The sequence below is a fragment of the Mycobacterium sp. 050128 genome (genome assembly GCF_036409155.1).
GTDB lineage: Bacteria > Actinomycetota > Actinomycetes > Mycobacteriales > Mycobacteriaceae > Mycobacterium.
In genome coordinates this window covers 2,273,844-2,289,754 of sequence record NZ_JAZGLW010000001.1, presented here as the reverse complement: position 1 = coordinate 2,289,754, position 15,911 = coordinate 2,273,844, and the positions used below count along the sequence as shown (strand labels likewise).

The following is a 15,911-nucleotide window of genomic DNA, read 5'->3' as shown; positions in this document are numbered from 1 at the left end:
GAAGCGGCGATGACGACCGTTGTCGTCGCGATCGTGGCGGCTGTTGCCATGGCGGCAGCAGCCGGCTGGCTGATGACCCGCCGCTCCGGACGCCTGAAAGAGGTTGATCCCGGTCCCGGCGAGCGCGCCGGCGCCGAATCCGCGGACCTGGGCCTGTCCAGTACCGGGCCGACCGTTGTGCATTTCAGCGCACCGTGGTGCGGACCCTGCGATCGGGTCCGCCGGGTGGTCGGCCAGGTGTGCGACAACATCGGCGACGTGGCGCATGTCGAAGTCGACATCGACGCCAACCCGGCAGCCGCACGCCGGTTTTCGGTTTTGTCGCTGCCGACCACCCTGATTTTCGACGCCGACGGACGCCAGCGTTACCGGACATCGGGTGTCCCCAAGGCCGCCGACCTGCGCTCCGCGCTCGAACCGCTATTGGCTTGATCGCAATGTCATTGGGTAAGCTAACCGACGTGTCATCCCGCATCGAGCTCATGCTCACCAAGCGTCGCGCAGTCGATCTGTGCCGCATCGCGGGCTGTTGTTGTCGCTGTTGCTGTAGCTGCTGAGTAGCCGCGCGCGCCCGCGCAGCACTCGGAGCAGCCCGGAACCCCACCGTGGTGTGTCTCTACTTTTCCGTGCAACAGGCGAATAGGAGTCTTTCGTGTCAGTCACCAATACCAACACCCGGCTGGACCGCGTCGACGTTCGTGGACCCCGATTCGCCGCCTGGGTCACCACCGCGGTCCTGGTCGTCACGCTGCTCGTCTCGGCAATGAGCCCGCCGGCGGCCGCGATCATCCTGGGTCTGCAGGCCGTTGTCTTCGCGATCGGTGCTCTCGGCGGCCCGCGCCGGCACCCCTACGGCCGGGTGTTCGCCACTGTGGTGGCACCCCGGCTGGGCCCGGTCAAGGAGCGCGAACCCGTGGCTCCCCTGAAGTTCGCCCAATTGGTCGGCCTGGTCTTCGCGATCGTCGGTACTACCGGATTCGCCGTCGGTGCGCCCCTGGTGGGCGTCGTCGCGACGGCCTTCGCTCTGGTGGCGGCCTTCCTGAATGCGGCCTTTGGCATCTGCCTGGGCTGCCAGCTCTATCCGCTCGTGGTTCGCTTACGACCACGACCGACCGCCGGTCCGGCGTAACCCAAGTTCATCGCAAGTAATCGAAAGGATCCACCCCATGGCACGCTCTGACGTCCTGGTCTCCGCCGATTGGGCTGAGAAAAACCTCGACACGGCGAACGTCGTGTTCGTCGAGGTCGACGAGGACACCAGTGCCTACGACGGAGGCCACATCGCCGGTGCGATCCGGCTCGACTGGCGCACCGACCTGCAGGACCCTGTCAAGCGCGACTTCGTCGACGCCCAGCAGTTCTCGAAACTGCTGTCCGACCGCGGCATCGCCAACGACGACACCGTGGTCCTCTACGGCGGCAACAACAACTGGTTCGCCGCCTATGCCTACTGGTACTTCAAGCTGTACGGCCACAACGACGTCAGGCTGCTCGACGGTGGCCGCAAGAAGTGGGAGCTCGACGGACGCCCGCTGACCGCCGACACCGTCAGCCGGCCGGCCACCTCCTACACCGCCGCGCCGCCGGACAACACGATCCGGGCGTTCCGGGACGAGGTCATCGCGGCCATCAACACCAAGAACCTGGTCGACGTGCGCTCCCCCGACGAGTTCTCGGGAAAGATCCTGGCGCCCGCGCACCTGCCGCAGGAGCAAAGCCAGCGACCCGGACATATCCCGGGAGCGATAAACGTGCCGTGGAGCCGCGCAGCTAATGAGGACGGCACCTTCAAGTCGGACGAGGAACTGGCCAAGCTGTACGCCGACGCCGGCCTGGACGGCACCAAGGAAACGATTGCCTACTGCCGAATCGGGGAACGTTCGTCGCACACCTGGTTCGTTCTGCAGGAATTACTCGGGCATAAGAACGTCAAGAACTACGACGGCAGTTGGACGGAATACGGCTCCCTGGTGGGCGCCCCGATCGAGTTGGGAAGCTGATATGTGCTCTGCACCTAGGCAAGGACAGACGTTGCCGGCCAGCGTCGACCTGGAGAAGGAAACCGTGATCACCGGCCGCGTCGTCGACCGCGACGGCCAGGCCGTCGGTGGCGCGTTTGTCCGCCTGCTGGACTCGTCGGACGAGTTCACGGCAGAGGTCGTCGCGTCGGCCACCGGCGACTTCCGGTTCTTCGCGGCACCGGGAGCGTGGACGCTGCGGGCGCTGTCCAAGGCGGGCAACGGCGACGCTGTCGTCGCGCCGTCGGGCGCCGGTATCCACGAGGTGGACGTCAAGATCGCGTGACCGTTGACGTGCGACCGGGATCCCCGGAAGCGCGGTCGACGGCGCGAGGCGAATAGACTCGTAGCGTGGTGCTCTTCTTCGAGATCATGCTGGTCGCGGCAGTCGTGGTCATCTCCTGGTTTGCGTTGTACACCCTCTACCGGCTCATCACCGACGAGTCGTGACGTACGAGGACCCTGAGGGAGCGGCCGGCTCTGCAGCCTCCAGTGACCGCGCGGTGGCTGCCGCCGCCGAACGCGCCAAGGTGACCGCGGCCCGCAACATCCCCGCCTTCGACGATCTGCCGGTCCCGCCCGACACGGCGAACCTTCGCGAAGGCGCCAACCTGAACGACGCGCTGCTGGCCTTGCTGCCGCTGGTCGGCGTGTGGCGCGGGGAGGGCGAGGGCCGAAATATCGGGGGCCCCGATGGCGACTACCGATTCGGTCAGCAGATCGTGGTCTCCCACGACGGCGGCGACTACCTGAATTGGGAAGCCAGATCCTGGCGCCTGGACACCGCGGGCAATTACCAGGAGCCCGGCCTGCGCGAGACGGGCTTCTGGCGGTTTGTCCTCGACCCCGACGACCCGAGTGAATCCCAGGCCATCGAGCTGTTGCTCGCCCACTCGTCCGGTTACGTCGAACTCTTCTACGGGCGACCGCGCAACCAGTCGTCGTGGGAGCTGGTGACCGATGCCCTGGCCCGCAGCCGGTCGGGTGTTCTGGTCGGCGGCGCCAAGCGCCTCTACGGCATCGTCGAAGGCGGCGACCTCGCCTACGTGGAGGAGCGGGTGGACGCCGACGGCGGACTGGTCCCGCACCTGTCGGCGCGGCTGTCGCGATTCGTCGGCTAGCGGCCCGCTGCTGTTGGCGGACTAGCTAATTCGCGCTCGTACCAAATCATTGCCTTCGCCCAATCTTTTGCGTGTACTGTTCGACGTCCGAGCAGCCGATACCGCGCGAAGGGAGATCGGCGGATGCGTCCCACGAGGGCACCCTCGCCCATCTTGCGTTGGGCGGTAACCGCGGTCGGCCTGCTGATGATCGCCTACCTGGCCGTGCTGGATGCGCGCCCCTCCCTCGACGACTCATTTCCAGCCTGGGTGGGGTGGTTCGGCCGGCCGGGATCAATGCCGACGCTCGCCGTCGTTGTTCTCGTGCTCATTTGGGCGTCCGTGCTGAATTTCCGCTCGGGTAGCCACCGGGTGGTGGGTGTTTCGTTCACCCTGATCGCAGGTCTGGTCCCGATGACGGCGATTCTCGGGCTGACTTCCTATTGGGGATGTCACGATGCCAACCATCCGGCCCTCTTCACCCCCCTGATGGCGACGGCGAGTCTGGTCAAGGGCGGCACCGGGGACTTCTCGATCAGCGGCAAAACCTGCCCGAGCCCCACGCCGGTCGGCCTGGAAATGGCCCGGATCGCCGCGCTGTCGGCGATTTTCACCGGATTGGGCGGTGCCGTGGTCGGCGTCTTCCGATCCCAGGTGGACCGGATGCGGGCCAACTGGGCCGAATCCGTCACGGCCGTCGTCGGTATCGACAGTGACACCCAGTCGATACTCAGCGCCGTCGCGCGCACCTTGGACCGACGCAGCACTCTGGTCGTCATCACCGGTGCCAGCGACGACCGCGTCCAGCGGGCCCGCCGCCAAGGCGCCCGGGTGGTGCTGGTGGACTTCAACACCCCGTCGACCCTGGTGTCACTTCGGTTGTGGCGCCGCCTTTCTCGGCTCTACCTAGTGGCACCGGACCCGGCGCTCAACCTGCTGTGGCTGGACCTGATCAGCCGCCGGCTCTCCGAAATCGCGCACAAGCAGCGGTTGCCGCTGATCGTGCGCATGGACGATCCCTGGCTGGCCCAGGCGTGGCGCGCCCAGCAGTTCGGCGGATCGGACACCCGATGGGCGGCCGACGTTATCGGCAAATACGAGGTGACCGCGGGCCGGTTACTCAACAGCATTTTGGCGATCGGGCGGATTAAGCATGTATTCGTCTGTGGCACTTCGCAATTGACACTGGCACTCTGCGCGGACCTGACCCAACGCGTGCTGGAGCGCGACTTCTACACGGCACCCGGCGCGGTCGCGTTGCCCGCGCTGACCCTCGTCGAAAGAGACGCCGAAGATTACCTGCGCGATCACGAGTTCCACCGCCAGCAGGCCGGATTCGCCTCGGACGGCCCGACGATCGACGCGGTCGCCGAGGCTCCGACGATACCGACCATGCTGAAGCTGATCGGCGATGTCGACCCTGCCACCAGCGCCGTCATCTTCGTCGACGCCCATGCCGGAACAACCGCGGCCAGGCTCGCCGCCCGCTTCCCCGACATGCCCATCTACGCCTCCGACCTGAACACCAGCATCACCGACGACTCGATCCAGGTCGTCGGCCGACTGCAGTCCTACTCGCTGGTGCTCGACACCGAGGAGGGTCAGGTTCAGGACGCGTGGGAGCGCGCGGCCCGGCTGATCCACGAGCGCTATGTCGCCACGATCGACCCGAGCTGGACGCGGGGGCCAGCATCGGTGCCGTGGGCCGAGCTCAACGAGTTCTACCGCGGGTCCAACCGGCGCCAGGTCCGCAACGCGCTATGGATGGTCGAACAGATCGCGGGGCATACCTGGAACACCTGGGGCAGCCCGCCACAGCAGCTATCGGGCAGCGAGATGGCAGAGCTGTCGCCGCTGGAACAGCTTGCGCTGATGGGCTTCGACCACGACTCCGCGCTGCAGATGGCCCAGGCAGAACACGAGGACTGGTGCCGCTACTACCGGCGCAACGGTTGGAAATACGGCTCCCCACGCGACGACTCACGCAAGATCCACAACAAGCTCGTCGACTGGACCGTGGTGAAAAGCGACCCGGAACTGCTCAACGCCGCGGTGCGCAGTTTGGCGGGCACGCTGTGGAGCCTGCGACAGCTGGGCTTCCGGTCGCGTCCGCTGTGGCAGTCCTTCACCCGGGTCGGCACGGTCACCGCCGAACAACGAAGCGCACCTTGGACTTGGACGTCGGACTCCGGACACACCATGCGCGCCGATGCCGGCGACTGGGCGATCTCCGAGGACGGCAAGGTCTGGTCGGTACGCGACGACATCTTCCGGGACACCTACGAGCCCGCGGGCGACGGGCAGTGGCAGCGCAAGGGGCGAGTGCAGGCGCGCCCGGCTTACCCGGGCGAGACCATCGAGACCCTGGAGGGCCCTACGAATGCCGCCGAAGGCGATTGGGTCGTGCGCGGAGCCAGCGGCGAGCAATGGCCGGTCCCCGGAGACGAGTTCGCCCGGCGCTACGCCGAATACCAGCCGCCCGACGAAGCCCGTGCCCCAGACGTCGGTGAGGGGTAGACGGTCGCCCGTCTCCGAGTCCAAAATCGCGCCGAAAATTTGCGCATCCTGAAGCCTCCCAACACTGATACGGTATCGGCGCATGTGCGTACGGGTCGCGCAGGCAGGCTTTCGGCTCCCGTTGATTCGCTCCGCTTCACCCTAGGAGACTGCGATGGCGCTGTTTATCAGCTACTCGAGCCAAGATCGGTCGAGGGTCGACGCCCTGACCAACGCCCTTCGGCGCGGGCAGAACCAGGTGTGGTTCGACCAGGAGCTCGGTGGCGGCGATTCGTGGTGGGCCAAGATCCTCGAGCAGATCCGCGCTTGTGAAGTGTTCATCGTCGCGCTGTCGAGCAACTGGCTGCAATCCAAGCCGAGCCAGGCGGAGCTGCGCTACGCCCAGGCCCTGGGTCGCCCGATCCTTCCGGTTCGCATCGGTGAAGTCGATAGCATGCGCGTGAATCCCCTTGCCGCATTGCAGATCATCGACTACCGCGAACCGACCGTGGACGCCGGCATCCAGTTGGTCACCGCCGTGCACGCGCTTCGCAGCAAGCCCGTGCCGTTGCCCGACCCGCTGCCAGCTGAGCCCCCGGTGCCGTTCGGCTACATCACCCGGCTGGGGAATACCCTGGCCGAAAAGGAGCTGAGCCCGCAGCAGCAGCTCCAGCTGTTGGTCGAGCTACGGTCCGGATTCGACGAGGACGGCGACGACCCCAGTGCGCGCGGCGACATCGCGCAGCTGCTGCGCATGCTGCGCCTGCGACACGACGTCACGTACCGCACCCGAAGCGAAATCGACAACGTGCTGGCCGAAATCGAGGCTCAGGATGGTCCGCCCGGGGGCGCCGCCAATGCCGCGGCTCCGGCGGCTGCCGCGGCTCCGGCGGCTGCCGCGGCGTCGACTCCCGCGGCCGCACCGACCGGCGCGAACGCGGTCACCGTCCCGACCGCGGTGAGCGGCGGCGCGGCCGGCGGCGGGTCGAACAAACGGCTGCTGATCATCGGCGGCGCGGCAGTCGCGGTCATCGCCGCGATCGCGATCGTCGTGGTGATGACCACGCAGAGCGGCAAGACCAAACCGGCTCCGACGGCGTCGAACTCCAATTCGGCACCGACGGTGGCGAATTCGGGCCCGTCCGCGGACGCGGCAAAGCTACAAACCTATCTGATCGGTGCGCCCGAAATCGCCGCCATCGTGGGTGACCCGACCTTGGTGCCCGGCGACAAGATCATCGCGCTGCGCAGCCCCAAGTGGACACTGACCGACCCGGCGTGCGCCGGCACCTATGAGCCCGCCGTGGCGGCGGCATACGAGGGTGCCAGCGGCTTCAGCGCGGTGGGCGGCCTCATCGTGCACACGGCCACACAGGACCCGCCGAACCGGATCATCGAGACCATCTCGGAATTCTCCTCGCCCGAGAAGGCGAGCGCTTTCGTCGCGGCGTCCGCGGAGAAGTGGAGGTCTTGCGCCGGAAAGACGATCACGGAGACGCTCAATGGCAACAGGTATGACTGGGCGTTCGCGGACGTCACCGGGACCGTACCGAGGATCGCCCAACAACGCACCCGGGGCGACAACGTCAAAGTCTGCCACCACGTCCTGCACGCGGACGGCGCCAGGGTCATCGACGTGACGGTGTGTGGGCCGAATGCCATTCCCGGCCAAGCGGGCAAGATCGCCGAGCAGATCGCCGCGAAATCCAATCAGTAGCGGCCCAAGACATGGAGCGGCCCCCGAGCCATGCTCCTGGTTGGACAGACCGGGAAGCTCGGGGGCCGGGTGGCTACGTGGAATTCGCCAGCGCGCGTAAATCGCTAGCTCTTCGGAAGCCATGCAGCTAGCGCGTAGCCACCTCACATGTCCATGAAGCTATCAATTTCGCGGACCACCTCCTTCCTTGTGTACGGCCGACCGTACCCGCCACTGCGCGAGCCGACAACACAATTCAGCGCTCAGCGATCACTGACGATCGCCGCGTCGACCAGCTGGGCGAAGTCCTCCGTCATCGGCGATCGACCCAGCGGACGACCGTCAAGCGTGTGCACGCGAGCGGCCAGGGTCATGCTGGATACCAACCAGATCCCTTGGGCGGCATGCAAATCCGCGACACGTAGCGCCCGATAGTCGCAGTCGTAACCTTTACTGCGCGCCACCTCGAACAGCGCCTGCTGCGTGGTGCCGCGCAAAATCGGATACCAGGGCGGCGGCGTCAGCAGGCACAGATTGTTGTCCGGGCCCGCATACGAATCGGTGGCGATCACCACCGTCGAACGCGGGCCTTCCAGGATGTAGCCGTCGGAGCTGACGAAAATCACGTCGCCGGCGCCCCGCTGGGCGGCGTGGCGCAGCGCGGCCATATTCACCGCGTACGACAGGGTTTTCGCACCAGCCAACAACCAGGGCATCTCGCCGGCGCCGATCGCGGGTAATCCTCGGTCCAGCGTGATCGCCGCCAGCCCATTGTGGCGAACCACGGCAACCCTTTCCGGGACCGCGCTGACCATCACGTAGCCGGTGGGCCCCGAACCACTCTCACGACCCCGGCTGTAGATCAACCGCAACGCGGCTTCCGCAGACGAGCCGGCCACCCACTCCCGGGTGGCGATGTCGATCGCGCGCCGCCACTTCGGAAGGTCGGGCTCGGGCAGGTCCATGAATTTGGCCGATTGGGTCAGGCGCTGCAGATGCGGCCCGACGAGACAGGCGCCGCCGTCGCGGACCAAGAGGGTTTCGAAGGCACCGTCACCGCGGACCGCCGCGAGATCGTCGGCGTACAAGATCGGGGTGCCGGGCGGATGTATCTCACCGTCGAGGGTGACGATCACACCCGTCTGGGCTGCCATGCCGATTGAGCCTAGCCGCCGACGTGCAGGCTGCAGCCGGGCGCGCCCAGATCCGTAGAGTTGACGTGTGACCTGCGCTAGCGACGATGCAGAGCAAAAGAGCGATGTGGGGGTACCTCCCGCTTGCGGGGGAAAGGAGCAGCGCACATGACGGCAGTACCCGCCCCCGATTCCGGGCCCGACGCCGGCGCGATCTGGCACTACGGCGATCCACTCAGCGAGCAGCGCGCGGCCGAAACCGACGCGGTGCTGGTGGACCGCTCGCACCGCGCGGTGCTCACCCTGACCGGCGCGGACCGGCAGAGCTGGCTGCACAACATCTCGACCCAGCACGTCAGCGAACTTGCCGACGGGGCCAGCACGCAGAATCTCAGCCTGGACGGGCAGGGCCGGGTCGAGGACCACTGGATGCAGACCGAGCTTGGCGGCGTCACCTACCTCGACACCGAACCGTGGCGCGGCGAACCGTTGCTGGGTTACCTGAGCAAGATGGTGTTCTGGTCGGACGTCACCCCGGCGGCGGCCGACATGGCGGTGTTGTCACTGATCGGCCCCCGGTTGCGCGACGGCGCGGTGCTCGACGTGCTCGGCCTTAACGCCCTGCCCGACGACCTGGTCGCCGTTCCGCTCGCCGGCGGTGGCTTTGTGCGGCGGATGCCCGCTTCGGCCGGCCAAATCGAACTCGACCTGTTGGTGCCGCGGGGTGACTCGGCCGGCTGGCAAAGCCGCTTCGCGCAGGCCGGCGTGCGTCCGGCCGGGGTATGGGCCTACGAGGCCCATCGGGTCGCGGCCGTGCGCCCGCGCCTCGGCCTGGACACCGACGAACGCACGATTCCGCACGAGGTGCGCTGGATCGGTGGACCCGGCGCGGGGGCGGTCCATCTGGACAAGGGCTGCTATCGGGGGCAAGAAACCGTCGCCCGAGTCCACAACCTGGGCAAACCGCCCCGGATGCTGGTGCTGTTGCACCTCGACGGCTCGGTGGACCGGCCGTCGACCGGCGACGCGGTGCTCGCGGGCGGGCGTGCGGTGGGACGGCTGGGCACCGTCGTCGATCACGTGGATCTGGGCCCGATCGCGCTGGCGTTGCTCAAGCGCGGGATACCCGCCGACACCGAACTGGCGACCGGCCCGGCGGGCGCTGTGGCGGCGGCCATCGACGCCGATTCGCTGCCGGCGAGCGAACAGATCGGCGCGGGACGGCTTGCCGTCGAGCGGTTGCGGGGCGGGACGAGATAATGTCCGTTGAAGTCCAACACGGCGGGCAGGGGGCACCGACGCTCATCCGCGAGGCACGGTAAGCTGTTGGTAGGACAATAACGACACCAAGAGATCGGAGCCGCCTACTTGTTAGGCCGCTCCGTTATTGCGCGAGGGGGTTCCCCCATGGGCCGCGGCCGGGCTAAGGCAAAGCAGACCAAGGTTGCTCGAGAACTTAAATACAGCTCCCCGCAGACCGACTTCGATCGGCTTCAGCGCGAGCTGGCGGGTACCGGTGCGGACGAATCCGGCGAACTGGATGGCGCCGACGAATTTTGGGATCGCGAAGAAGACTGGCGCCGATAAAGCTTGCCCCCGTGCCGATGCCGCGTGCATCGGCACAGTGTTGTTCCCAGTCGGGTTGTTCCCAGTAGGCGCAAACCCCTAAAACCGCGGGTGCTGCCCAACGAGTTTCGCGCGCGGACCTTCTTTTCCGCCTTTGCAGATGGTCCCCAACACCCAGCAGCCCAGATGGCGTGCGGTCAAAATCGCCAGGGCGCGGTCGGTGTCTTCGGGTGCGACGACGGCGATCATGCCGACGCCCATGTTGAAGGTCTTTTCCATCTCTTCGCGGACGATGCGGCCGCGCTGGGCGATCATCGCGAACACCGGCGCGGGCGTCCAGGTGCCACGGTCGACCTCGGCGGTCAACCCGTGCGGGATCACGCGCTGCAGGTTGCCCGCCAGTCCACCACCGGTGACATGGCAGAACGTGCGCACATGGGTTTCGGCGGCCAGCGCCAGGCAGTCCTTGGCGTAGATCCTGGTGGGCTCCAGCAACTCTTCACCCAGCGTGCGGCCAAACTCTTCGACGTAGCCGGCCAGGTTCATCCGGTCGATCTCGAGCAGGACGCTGCGCGCCAGGGAATACCCGTTGGAATGCAGCCCGGAGGACCCCATCGCGATGATGACGTCGCCGGGCTTGACCCGGTCCGGCCCCAGGATGTCGTCGGCTTCGACGACGCCGACGCCGGTGGCCGAGATGTCGTAGTGGTCGGGTTCCATCAAGCCGGGGTGTTCGGCGGTCTCGCCGCCCAGCAGCGCGCATCCGGCCCGCACGCATCCCTCGGCAATACCGCCGACGATCGCTGCCACTCGTTCGGGCACCGTGCGGCCGACGGCGATGTAATCCTGCAGGAACAGTGGCTCGGCGCCGCACACAACGAGGTCGTCGACCACCATGGCCACCAGGTCGAGGCCGACGGTGTCGTGCTTGTCCATCGCCTGCGCGACCGCCAGCTTGGTGCCGACGCCATCACTGGAGGCCGCGAGCACCGGCTCGCGGTAGTCACCACGCAGCGCGAACAATCCGGCGAATCCGCCCAGCCCGCCGAGCACCTCGGGCCTGGTGGCTTTCGCAGCCAGCGGCTTGAACAGGTCGACCGCGCGGTCACCGGCTTCGATGTCCACCCCGGCCGATGCGTAAGTAATGCCCTGGCTGCCCGGTTCTTCTCCGGGGCTTTTTCCGGGATCCGTCATCGCGATAAAGGCTACCGGTAGGCGCTTCGCGCCGGTATCAAACGTCTTTGAAGGATCCGGTGTGAATTCCGTCAGTGGTTGACGGGAACCTCGTCGGCCGCAACATCGCCGAGCTCCGCACCGCGCGCCGCGTTGGCGAGCATGTGCTCGATGACGTTCTTGCCCAGCGCGGTCTCGCTGGGCAGCTCGATCGGATACTTGCCGTCGAAGCAGGCGGTGCACAGCCGGGAGGCCGGCTGCTCGGTCGCGGCGACCATGCCGCGCAGCGAGATGTAACCCAGCGTGTCGGCCCCGATCGCGTGCCGCACCGCCTCGAGCATCTCTTCCTCGTCCTCGACAGCGTTGGCGATCAATTCGGCCGGCGACGGGAAGTCGATGCCGTAGAAGCACGGCCACTTCACCGGAGGCGAGGCAATCCGCACGTGTACCTCGACGGCGCCGGCCTCGCGCAGCATGCGCAACAACGCACGCTGAGTGTTACCCCGCACGATCGAGTCGTCGACGACGATGAGCCGCTTGCCGCGGATCACCTCTTTGAGCGGGTTGAGCTTCAGCCGGATGCCCAACTGGCGGATGGTCTGGGACGGCTGAATGAATGTCCGCCCGACGTAGGCGTTCTTCATCAGACCCTGCCCGTAGGGAATGCCGGACTCCTGCGCGTATCCCACCGCGGCCGGGGTGCCCGATTCCGGCACACCGATCACCAGGTCGGCGTCCACCGGGCGTTCACGCGCCAGCCGGCGGCCGATCTCCACCCGCGCGCCGTGCACCGAGCGACCGCCGATCGTGCTGTCCGGCCGGGCCAGGTAGACGTATTCGAAGACGCAACCCTTGGGGGTGGGGTTGGCGAAGCGGGTGGACCGCACCCCGTCCGCGTCGATGGCCAGCAACTCACCCGGCTCGATGTCGCGGACGAACGAGGCACCGACGATGTCGAGCGCCGCCGTTTCGGAGGCCACCACCCAGCCGCGGTCCAGGCGTCCGAGCGAGAGCGGCCGCACCCCATGGGGATCGCGGCCGGCATACAGCGTGTTCTCGTCCATGAACGTCAGGCAGAAGGCCCCGCGCACGGTCGGCAGCAGTTCCAGCGCCGCCTGTTCCAGGGTGGAGTCGGCCGCGCCGTGGGCGAGTAGCGCGCCCAGGATGTCGGAGTCCGTCGTCGCCGGGGCCGGGCAACGCTTGGCGATCAGCCCGGCGTCGCGCGCACGGGCGGCCAGTTCAGCGGTGTTGACCAGATTCCCGTTGTGACCCAAGGCAACCCCGGTACCGGCCGCGGTGTTGCGGAACACCGGCTGCGCGTTTTCCCAGGTGGTATCGCCCGTGGTGGAGTAGCGGCAGTGCCCGATCGCGACGTGGCCCTGCATGGCCGCCAGCGTCTGCTCGTCGAATACCTGGCTGACCAGGCCGAGGTCTTTGAAGACCAGTACCTGAGATCCATCGGCGACGGCGATACCGGCGGCTTCCTGACCGCGATGCTGCAGCGCGTAGAGGCCGTAGTAGGTGAGTTTGGCAACTTCCTCGCCCGGGGCCCAAACCCCGAATACACCGCACTCTTCGCGGGGCGAGTTCAGGTCCTGCTCGGACTCATCTGATCCAGCGACGGTCACGGTGGGCGGCTCCCTAGCGAGGGGTAGTGACGCTTCGGAGTTTACGGGCACGTAAGCCCAGCGGACGAATCTGTTGGGCGTGTTGTGCACGAAAGTTCGCGGCGTGTCACCCTAAACCTGCAGTTCAGAGTTATATTCAGGCCACCTCGAACAGGGGCAACCAGTGGTCAATTTCACCCGCCCGCGAGCCCGAGAGCGTTAACAATCCGTTCGCTTTTGCGTCGGCGAGCGTCAACATCCCGGTGGCCAGCAGCAGCCAGGTCCGCGGATCGGTCTCGACGACGTTGGGCGGCGTGCCGCGGGTGTGTTTCGGCCCCGCCACGCACTGCACGGCGACGAACGGCGGGATCCGGACCTCGACGCTGGCGCCGGGCGCCAGCGCGGCCAGGGTGCGCGCGGTGAGCCGGACCGCGGTCGCCAGGGTGGCGCGATCGGGTGCCGGGCGGGTTTGGTCGCGCAGCCAGTCCGCGACGGTCATCAGGACCTGACGTGTCTTGGCCGGATCGGCAGCATCGCGGGCGGCCATACCCTAGGGTCTCAGAATCATGGAGCGTCGTCGTTCCCGGCCGCCGCCCCCCTATAAAACCGTCGGCCTCGTGACGATCGTGGTCATGGGGCTCCTCGGGTTGGTCCTGTACTCGCAGTTTCGCGGAGACTTCACCCCGAAGACGAAGTTGACGATGGTGGTCGCCCGCGCGGGTTTGGTGATGGATCCCGGCTCCAAGGTCACCTACAACGGCGTCGAGATCGGCCGGGTGGCCGGGATTTCCGAGATCACCGAGCGCGGCAAGCCGGCTGCCAAGGTGGTACTGGACGTGATTCCGAAGTACGTCAACATGATTCCGGCCAACGTGGCGGCCGAAGTGAAGGCGAGCACGGTGTTCGGCAACAAATACGTTGCGCTGAGTTCACCGAAGAACCCCGCGCCACAACCGATTGCACCTTCAATGGTGATTGACGCGACAACGGTGACGACCGAGTTCAACACCGTCTTCGAGACGCTGACCTCGATCACCGAGAAGATCGATCCGGTCAAGGTGAACCTGACGCTGTCCGCGACGGCGCAGGCGCTGGCCGGGCTGGGCGAAAAATTCGGCGCATCGTTGCTCAACGGCAACGCGATCCTCGACGACCTGAACCCTCAAATGCCGATGATCCACTTCGACATTGCGCGGCTGGCGGCGCTGGGCGACACGTACGCCGATGCCGCGCCGGACTTGTGGGATGCGCTCGAGCACGCGGTGAGCACGGCGCGAACACTCAACCGGCAGCAGGGAGATCTGGATGCGGCGTTGCTGGCGGCCGCGGGATTGGGCAACAACGGCGCCGACGTGTTCGGCCGAAGTGGACCGTATCTGGCACGCGGCGCGGCCGATCTCGTTCCCACCGCCCAACTACTGGACGAGTACAGCCCCGAAATCTTCTGCACCATACGCAATTTCAACCAAGTCGCACCCAAGCTCCACGTCGCGCTCGGCGACAACGGCTACGCGCTGGGCGCCCACTCGTCGGGCTCGATCGCGGGAGCGCCGAATCCGTACACCTACCCGGAGAACCTGCCGCGGACCAACGCCCGGGGCGGGCCCGGCGGACGGCCGGGATGCTGGCAGTCGATTACCCGCGAACTGTGGCCCGCTCCCATGCTCGTCATGGACACCGGCGCGAGCGTGGCCCCGTACAACCACTTTGAGGTCGGTTCACCAATTGCCGTGGAGTACGTGTGGGGTCGCCAACTAGGCGACAACACCATCAACCCCTGAAGAAACCCCTGATGAACCCCCAGAAGAGAGGCGATGACCATCGCACGCTTGGCTGCTCACCGGGCGGCGGCCGTCGCTCGTCGACTCACGGTGTTGGCGATCACCGCGGCAACGCTGTCGTTGTCGGGCTGTGGCGACTCCGGCGACCACCGCGAAGGTGACGCCAGCGACAACGGCTGCCGCATGCTGGCCGCCGATCCCGGCTGGTATGGCGACAACCGAGACCGGCTCAACGATATGGTCAGTCACCTCGGCACTTGCGGCAAGCTGGAACCCGAGACGGACGGTCCCGCGCTGGCGTTGTTCGACTGGGACGGCACGATGGTGAAGAACGACATCGGCGACGCGACCTTCTTCTGGATGGTGCGCAATTCCAAGGTGCGCCAACCCGTCGACGGAAATTGGACCACCACAAGCTCGTATCTCACCGCTGCCGCGACGGCGGCGCTGGCTTCCGCGTGTGGCGCGCTGGCACCTCCGGGCCAGCCGTTGCCGACGGGAACCAGCCCCGGATGCGCTGACGAACTGGTCTCGGTATACAGCGAACGCCAAATACGAACGGGGGCAGCGGCTTTCGATGGATACAACCATCGGCGCATGGCTCCCGCCGCCGCCTGGGCGGTACAACTGCTCGCCGGCTGGACCGACGCCGAGGTCAGCGGATTCGCCGAAGCGGCTCGCAAGGAGAACCTGGACGCACCCGAGGGCACCGAACAGCAGGTCGGCAGTACCCGCCGGGTTGGGTGGGTTCGCTACTACGCTCAAATGCGGGATCTGGTAGCGACCTTGCAGGCCAACGGATTTGATGTGCGAATCATCTCCGCCTCGCCGGAGCCCGTGGTGCGGGTGTGGGCCGCGGAGCTCGGAATCTCCGCTGACCGGGTGATGGGCACCCGCACCGAGCACGACGGTGATCTGCTCACCGCGCGGTTGGCGTCCTGTGGCGGGGAGACCTCGATTCCGTTCAACGAGGGCAAACGCTGCCGGGTCAACGAGCAGGTGTTCGGCGTCCAGGGGCCGGCGGCGTTCGACCAACTGCCCGAGGACCGGCGCCAGGTGTTCGGGGCGGGCGACTCCGACGGAGACGCCACCTTCACCGCGGACGCGACCGCGCTGCGCCTGGTGATCAATCGCAACCAGATCGAGTTGATGTGCCGGGCCTATGCCAATCTCGACGGGCGATGGCTGGTCAACCCGATGTTCGCCAACCCGTTGGGCGTGAGCCCGCCCTACCCTTGTGCGACACAGGGTTTCGACGCTCCCGACGGCGGCCATGCGCCGTTGCTGCGGCCCGATGGCAGCACCGTGGCCGACCAGCAGGACCGCGTGCACGCGGGATAG

16 protein-coding genes are annotated in these 15,911 nt (G+C 66.9%); 12 read left to right on the top strand and 4 right to left on the bottom strand.

All coding sequences use genetic code 11. The features are described 5' to 3' along the window. Window positions 1-9: 9 nt before the first annotated feature. The 8 genes from SKC41_RS11000 (at window position 10) to SKC41_RS10970 (ending at window position 7,331) form a co-directional block, all read left to right on the top strand. On the top strand, window positions 10-432 hold the full coding sequence (locus SKC41_RS11000; RefSeq protein WP_330977659.1) for a thioredoxin family protein: 423 nt from the start codon (window positions 10-12) through the stop codon (window positions 430-432). A gap of 5 nt (window positions 433-437) precedes the next feature. Beyond that, window positions 438-557 (top strand): Ms5788A family Cys-rich leader peptide, encoded by a 120-nt coding sequence (locus SKC41_RS31855; RefSeq protein ID WP_442931588.1) that lies wholly within the window; start codon window positions 438-440, stop codon window positions 555-557. 95 nt (window positions 558-652) lie between these two features. Beyond that, entirely contained in the window at window positions 653-1,129 is a 477-nt protein-coding gene (locus tag SKC41_RS10995; RefSeq protein ID WP_330977658.1) for a DUF4395 domain-containing protein, read from the top strand. 37 nt (window positions 1,130-1,166) lie between these two features. Continuing rightward, window positions 1,167-2,000 (top strand): sulfurtransferase, encoded by an 834-nt coding sequence (locus tag SKC41_RS10990; RefSeq protein ID WP_330977657.1) that lies wholly within the window; start codon window positions 1,167-1,169, stop codon window positions 1,998-2,000. 1 nt (window position 2,001) lies between these two features. Next, window positions 2,002-2,304, top strand: a complete 303-nt coding sequence (locus SKC41_RS10985; protein ID WP_036471607.1) for a DUF1416 domain-containing protein — start codon at window positions 2,002-2,004, stop codon at window positions 2,302-2,304. Window positions 2,305-2,464: 160 nt separating this feature from the next. Then, window positions 2,465-3,139, top strand: a complete 675-nt coding sequence (locus SKC41_RS10980) for an FABP family protein (RefSeq protein ID WP_330977656.1) — start codon at window positions 2,465-2,467, stop codon at window positions 3,137-3,139. A gap of 123 nt (window positions 3,140-3,262) precedes the next feature. Continuing rightward, window positions 3,263-5,635, top strand: coding sequence for a hypothetical protein (locus SKC41_RS10975; RefSeq protein WP_330977655.1), 2,373 nt, complete (start codon window positions 3,263-3,265; stop codon window positions 5,633-5,635). Window positions 5,636-5,789: 154 nt separating this feature from the next. Continuing rightward, the gene (locus SKC41_RS10970; protein ID WP_330977654.1) at window positions 5,790-7,331 is read left to right on the top strand and encodes a sensor domain-containing protein; all 1,542 of its coding nucleotides are present in this window, start codon (window positions 5,790-5,792) and stop codon (window positions 7,329-7,331) included. A 242-nt stretch (window positions 7,332-7,573) separates the two neighbouring features. Here the strand turns inward: SKC41_RS10970 and SKC41_RS10965 are convergent, their stop codons facing one another. Further along, window positions 7,574-8,446, bottom strand: a complete 873-nt coding sequence (locus SKC41_RS10965) for an aminodeoxychorismate lyase (protein ID WP_330978836.1) — start codon at window positions 8,444-8,446, stop codon at window positions 7,574-7,576. A gap of 165 nt (window positions 8,447-8,611) precedes the next feature. Between SKC41_RS10965 and ygfZ the strand changes: the two genes are divergently transcribed. Beyond that, window positions 8,612-9,703, top strand: a complete 1,092-nt coding sequence (ygfZ, locus tag SKC41_RS10960; protein WP_330977653.1) for a CAF17-like 4Fe-4S cluster assembly/insertion protein YgfZ — start codon at window positions 8,612-8,614, stop codon at window positions 9,701-9,703. 147 nt (window positions 9,704-9,850) lie between these two features. Further along, on the top strand, window positions 9,851-10,030 hold the full coding sequence (locus SKC41_RS10955; protein WP_330977652.1) for a DUF3073 domain-containing protein: 180 nt from the start codon (window positions 9,851-9,853) through the stop codon (window positions 10,028-10,030). Between the two features lie 78 nt (window positions 10,031-10,108). On the opposite strand, the gene purM is transcribed toward SKC41_RS10955, so the two are convergent. From purM to SKC41_RS10940, 3 genes are all read right to left on the bottom strand, one after another. Further along, window positions 10,109-11,203: a phosphoribosylformylglycinamidine cyclo-ligase gene (purM, locus tag SKC41_RS10950; RefSeq protein WP_330977651.1), complete on the bottom strand. Its 1,095-nt coding sequence runs from the start codon at window positions 11,201-11,203 to the stop codon at window positions 10,109-10,111. A 71-nt stretch (window positions 11,204-11,274) separates the two neighbouring features. Next, on the bottom strand, window positions 11,275-12,810 hold the full coding sequence (purF, locus tag SKC41_RS10945; RefSeq protein WP_090606853.1) for an amidophosphoribosyltransferase: 1,536 nt from the start codon (window positions 12,808-12,810) through the stop codon (window positions 11,275-11,277). A gap of 136 nt (window positions 12,811-12,946) precedes the next feature. Beyond that, on the bottom strand, window positions 12,947-13,336 hold the full coding sequence (locus tag SKC41_RS10940) for a sterol carrier family protein (RefSeq protein WP_330977650.1): 390 nt from the start codon (window positions 13,334-13,336) through the stop codon (window positions 12,947-12,949). Between the two features lie 19 nt (window positions 13,337-13,355). On the opposite strand from SKC41_RS10940, the gene SKC41_RS10935 reads away from it, so the two are divergent. Both SKC41_RS10935 and SKC41_RS10930 read left to right on the top strand, forming a co-directional pair. Then, window positions 13,356-14,570 carry an MCE family protein gene (locus SKC41_RS10935; protein WP_330977649.1) on the top strand — a complete coding sequence of 405 codons (1,215 nt, stop codon included), beginning with the start codon at window positions 13,356-13,358 and terminating at the stop codon, window positions 14,568-14,570. 33 nt (window positions 14,571-14,603) lie between these two features. Then, complete coding sequence (locus tag SKC41_RS10930; RefSeq protein WP_330977648.1) at window positions 14,604-15,911, top strand: HAD family hydrolase; 1,308 nt, start codon at window positions 14,604-14,606, stop codon at window positions 15,909-15,911.